This is a genomic window from Thermoplasmata archaeon (assembly GCA_038729465.1).
Classification (GTDB): domain Archaea; phylum Thermoplasmatota; class Thermoplasmata; order Thermoplasmatales; family ARK-15; genus JAVRLB01.
This window is the reverse complement of record JAVYRZ010000002.1, coordinates 31,758-36,400: the sequence shown is the minus strand read 5'-3', so window position 1 is coordinate 36,400 and position 4,643 is coordinate 31,758. Positions and strand designations below refer to the sequence as shown.

9 protein-coding genes are annotated in these 4,643 nt (G+C 38.5%); all 9 read right to left on the bottom strand.

The genetic code is table 11. From position 1 onward, the window contains the following. Positions 1-296: NADH-quinone oxidoreductase subunit L (locus tag QXQ25_01010; protein MEM0160285.1), on the bottom strand; the 296-nt coding region annotated here is incomplete at its 3' end. A 1-nt stretch (position 297) separates the two neighbouring features. Further along, complete coding sequence (nuoK, locus tag QXQ25_01005) at positions 298-606, bottom strand: NADH-quinone oxidoreductase subunit NuoK (protein ID MEM0160284.1); 309 nt, start codon at positions 604-606, stop codon at positions 298-300. Beyond that, on the bottom strand, positions 603-836 hold the full coding sequence (locus QXQ25_01000) for an NADH-quinone oxidoreductase subunit J (GenBank protein ID MEM0160283.1): 234 nt from the start codon (positions 834-836) through the stop codon (positions 603-605). The genes nuoK and QXQ25_01000 overlap by 4 nt, the downstream gene beginning before the upstream one ends. After that, positions 817-1,065: an NADH-quinone oxidoreductase subunit J gene (locus QXQ25_00995; protein MEM0160282.1), complete on the bottom strand. Its 249-nt coding sequence runs from the start codon at positions 1,063-1,065 to the stop codon at positions 817-819. The genes QXQ25_01000 and QXQ25_00995 overlap by 20 nt, the downstream gene beginning before the upstream one ends. Beyond that, positions 1,062-1,484 (bottom strand): NADH-quinone oxidoreductase subunit I, encoded by a 423-nt coding sequence (locus QXQ25_00990; GenBank protein MEM0160281.1) that lies wholly within the window; start codon positions 1,482-1,484, stop codon positions 1,062-1,064. Before QXQ25_00990 ends, QXQ25_00995 begins: the two co-directional genes overlap by 4 nt. 2 nt (positions 1,485-1,486) lie before the next feature. Further along, complete coding sequence (gene nuoH / locus QXQ25_00985; GenBank protein ID MEM0160280.1) at positions 1,487-2,530, bottom strand: NADH-quinone oxidoreductase subunit NuoH; 1,044 nt, start codon at positions 2,528-2,530, stop codon at positions 1,487-1,489. Continuing rightward, a complete protein-coding gene (locus QXQ25_00980) occupies positions 2,527-3,639 on the bottom strand; it encodes an NADH-quinone oxidoreductase subunit D (protein ID MEM0160279.1) in 1,113 nt (370 codons plus the stop codon). The genes nuoH and QXQ25_00980 overlap by 4 nt, the downstream gene beginning before the upstream one ends. Further along, positions 3,636-4,088: an NADH-quinone oxidoreductase subunit C gene (locus QXQ25_00975; GenBank protein MEM0160278.1), complete on the bottom strand. Its 453-nt coding sequence runs from the start codon at positions 4,086-4,088 to the stop codon at positions 3,636-3,638. The genes QXQ25_00980 and QXQ25_00975 overlap by 4 nt, the downstream gene beginning before the upstream one ends. Before the next feature lie 5 nt (positions 4,089-4,093). Beyond that, entirely contained in the window at positions 4,094-4,552 is a 459-nt protein-coding gene (locus QXQ25_00970) for an NADH-quinone oxidoreductase subunit B family protein (protein MEM0160277.1), read from the bottom strand. Positions 4,553-4,643 lie beyond the last annotated feature (91 nt).

Here is a 4,643-nt window from a genome sequence, read left to right as displayed (position 1 = left end):
TGTATTAAAAACGATACTCCAGAAACCATTAAGACCATTACCAAAGCTAATGAATCCAAATATATACCAAACGTAAAATTGAAGAACCATGGAAACGTTACAATAACAGGGTTAAGCTGTATGTTATGTCCGTCAGTGATAAATATGAACAGTGCCAGCAAGAAAGATAGGAATATGGAAGAAGTAGCTATTATTCCTGCCACACTTTTCTTTAATTTCCCAGCAAGTAACGTTATTGGAAATGCTATCATGGGTATTAGAAATATTAAGAATCCAAAGATCTCTATATTATTCATGTTACCACCTTAAATCTTTCAAAGAGCTAAGACTGATTCCAGAGGTTTTTCGTCTTAAAGCAACAAGTATCGCAAATCCGACTACCGATTCTGCAGCCGCGATAGCTATTGAAAAAAGTACGAAAATTATTCCATTTGCATCATTGTAAAAAGAGGCTATGCCTGCAATATTCAGGTTTGCGGCATTGATCAATATTTCTATGCTTATCAATAATTTTATTCCTCCTTTTACAGTTAACAACCCATATAGTCCAACCGAAAATAATGCTAGGCTAATTGATAATACGTAAAGTAATGGTATGGGTGTCATTCTTTATTCCCCCTTTCAGCGAGGTAAAGTGCACCTAACATCGCTATAACAAGCAGTACTGATAGAAGCTCAAAGGTTAAAACATAAGGTCCAAAAATCTGTTGCGCCAGTGTTTTTATGTTTTCAGTGTATGGCACAAGTGTTTGAGTAGAGGTGTATATGTATGAAAATATTGCGGCAAAAAACAATATTGCTATTACTGCACCTAAACTATTCTTCAGATTCTTCACCCCCAGATAGCATTATTGTAAACAATAATAATGTAATTACTGCTCCGACATATACCAGAATCTGGATTGCACCCAGATACTGAGCTCCCAATATTATAAATAATGCAGCTATAGATATTAATACAAACATTAAATAAATAGCTGAATGTAACAGATTTTTTTCATGCACTGCTATGATAGCAAATGCGATTGTGATCAGCCCGATTAACAAAAATAAATATTCGATCATTGCTTATTCACCTCAGCTTCTGGTTTGGATAACCTGTCAGGTAAGTACTCAAAATCTTTCTTGTATCTAGCAGTTTCATAGTCCTTGCTCAATGTTATAGAACCGGTTGGGCATATTTCCTGGCAAAGTCCGCAGTAAATACATTTTCCTATATCTACAGATGGATAAATCTTTCTCTTGTTTTTACCGTTCTCATAATCATATTCTACCATTACATCACAGTGGTTAGGGCAAATCTGAGAACATAAGCTGCACCCGATACATGTATCCAGGTCCAGGGTTACCCTCCCTCTAAAACGCTCAGGTAATTCCCTTTTCTCTTCAGGATACTGAAAAGTAACTCTCTTTTTAGTAAAATATGAAAACACTATCCTGAACCCTTTGAACACGCCTCTGATTCCTTTTAACTTATCACTCATTTTTACCACCACATCACGTATAAAGTAACCCAGATCAAGTTGATCAATGCGATGGGTAAAAGATACTTCCACCCAAATTTCATAAACAGGTCTACTCTCACTCTAGGCATTGCGATCCAGAATGATAAGAATATGAATACCAGTATGAACGTTTTTATAAGTAACCAGATTACGCCTGGCAAAAACCAGAATCCACCATACCCACCCAGATAGAGAGTTGAGATAAGCAATGATACCAAGAATACATTTCCAAATACACCAAGATAAAATAATCCAAACCTAAGCCCGGAATATTCTGTTTGAAACCCTGCAACTAGCTCACTTTCACTTTCTGGCAAATCGAACGGTACCAGTGATGCCTTGGCCAACATTCCCATAAAAAATACAATAAAGCCAAGAGGTTGCAAAATTATAAATGGTATGCTTTGAGCAGATACTATATTGTTCACGTTTGTTGATGAAGCCATCATTATCACACCCAGTGCAGCAATCAATAATGGTACTTCATAACTGATGTCCTGTGCTGCAGTTCTCCATGCCCCGATAAGTGCAAATTTGCTGTTTGAAGCCGCACCTGCTATGATCTCACCAATTGGTGAAATTGCTGAAAATGCAAGTATCAATATAAACGTAACAATTACGTTAGAAAATATTATGTTGCCCGTAAGATAAAAAGTACCATAGGGGATCAATACAAATACCAGCACCAATGGTATAAATACCACGTATGGCGCTAACAAAAATGAGGTCTTGTCCGCCTTATCAGGAACTATGTCCTCCTTTGCAAACATTTTCAGGGCATCTGCAATGAGCTGAAATGAACCGAAAGGACCAACACGGTTAGGTCCTATTCTCTCTTGCAGATCTGCCATATATTTTCTGAATAAATATATTACAATAATGATCATTATTGCAACAAATAAGAATACCAGAATCGCTTCTATAAGATATATAAGCAGTGGCTGCAATATGTATCCATATGGCCATGCAGAAATGTTAAGTCCTATTTTCTTTAGAACTGTATCTATAAAAAGATATATATTCATCTATCCACCTCTCCAAACACTGGGTCCATTGAGGAAATGGACAATACCATATCTGAAATCTTATATCCTCTTGATACTACGGGTATTGCTGTCATATTGTGAAATGTCGGGCTTCTTATACGTACTCTGTAAGGCTTCGGTGTACCATCTCCGATCAGGTAAATGCCAAACTCGCCTCTTGAAGACTCTGTTCTCGAATATACCTCCCCTGTACCCTTCAGCCTGAGCATGAATTGTTTTCTCGCTTTTTGATTATAGTATTCTCCACCAGGCATCTTGTCCATTACCTGCTTTGCAATTCTCAGAGACTGCTTCATTTCGTCAAATCTGATCATAAATCTGTTATATACATCCCCTACACTGTATGTAGGTATGTCAAAATCCAGCTTATCATACATAAGATAAGGATATTCTTTTCTGATATCGAAGGGCACTCCAGAAGCTCTTAATACCGGCCCTGTAACACTCAGGCTTTTGGCGTCTTCAGGCTTTAATATACCTATCTTTTTAGTTCTTGATACAAATATCTCATTTGTAGCAAATAAATTTCGGATCTCTTCCATCTTCTTTGGAAACTCTTCGTAAAATGCCTTGAATTTTTCCTCAAACCCTTCTGGCAGGTCCTTGTATACCCCACCAATGCTGAAATAATTGTACTCTAATCTTGCCCCAGATGTCATCTCATACATTTCAATGATCTTTTCTCGCTCTCTGAAACAGTAGAAGAAAGGTGTCATCATTCCCGCATCAAGTCCAAACGCGGCAATAAATACCAGGTGGCTTGCGATCCTGTTCAGTTCTGCAAACAAAACCCTTATATAATTCGCTCTTTCCGGCGCCTCCACCTCCACCAATTTCTCTGCCGCAAGGACGTACCCTAGCTCCATCTGATGTGCTGATACATAATCCAGTCTGTCCATAAAAATTGTAGATTGAACATAATATTTCATTTCCGACAATTTTTCTGCATTTCTGTGCAGATATCCTAGAATTGGCTGAGCTTCTAATACATATTCTCCATCAAGTTTCACCTTGACCCTCAATACACCATGAGTAGCTGGATGTTGTGGCCCAAAATTCACCTCTAATATCTTCTCTTCCAATTTCACCACCCATCCTTTGAATCAAAGCTTACTACATCTTTTCCTTCATCATCCATATTTACAAATTGCTCTTTGTTCATATCATAGCTCTTTCTTAACGGATGCCCTACCCATCCCTCCGGCAAAAACAGCCGAGTCAGATTGGGATGCCCTTCAAATTTTACTCCCACAAGATCGTAGATTTCACGCTCGAACCATGTCGCAGCTTCCCAGAGCTTGCTTGCAGATGGTAACTTTTCATCCTTGGTCCTTGCCTTGATTATAATTAACCCTTTTTTAGAATATGATGATAGATGATATACTACTTCTAGGTACTCTTTCCTGTCTACTCCAGACATCAGTACCAGATAATCCCAACCCTCTTCTTTCTTTTTTTGAAGCTCCTCGACCAAGTGCTCTTTATCTACTACATAAAACTTAACGTTATCTTTAGTGGTACCTTCTTCAACTATCATATCATTCACCTCTCTGTTTTTCCCTCTCTTATCTTTTTCTGTAGCAACATCACGCCATTTAAAAGTGAGTCTGGTGTTGGTGGGCAGCCCGGTACGTAAACGTCTACCGGTATTATCTTGTCCACGCCCATCACTACTGAATACGCACCCTGATAAGGTCCTCCAGAGGTGGCACATGAACCATAAGCAATAACATACCTGGGAGTAGCCATCTGTTCATAAAGCCTTCTGATTCTTGGAGCCATCTTTTTTGTCACTGTACCGGCCACTATCATCAGATCTGACTGCCTTGGCGAAGACCTGAATATCTCGCTTCCGAATCTTGCCAGATCATATTTTGCAGCCTGTGATACCATCATCTCAATAGCACAGCATGCCAACCCAAATGTGAACGGCCAAACTGAATTAGATCGACCCCAGTTTATCACATCATCAAGACTTGCAAATAAAATAGAATCACTCATTATTTCCACTCCATAAATCCTTTTTCAAAGACATAGTATAATGCAAAAATTAGCATTGCGATAAAAATAAAGCCTTCAACCACTGCTATGG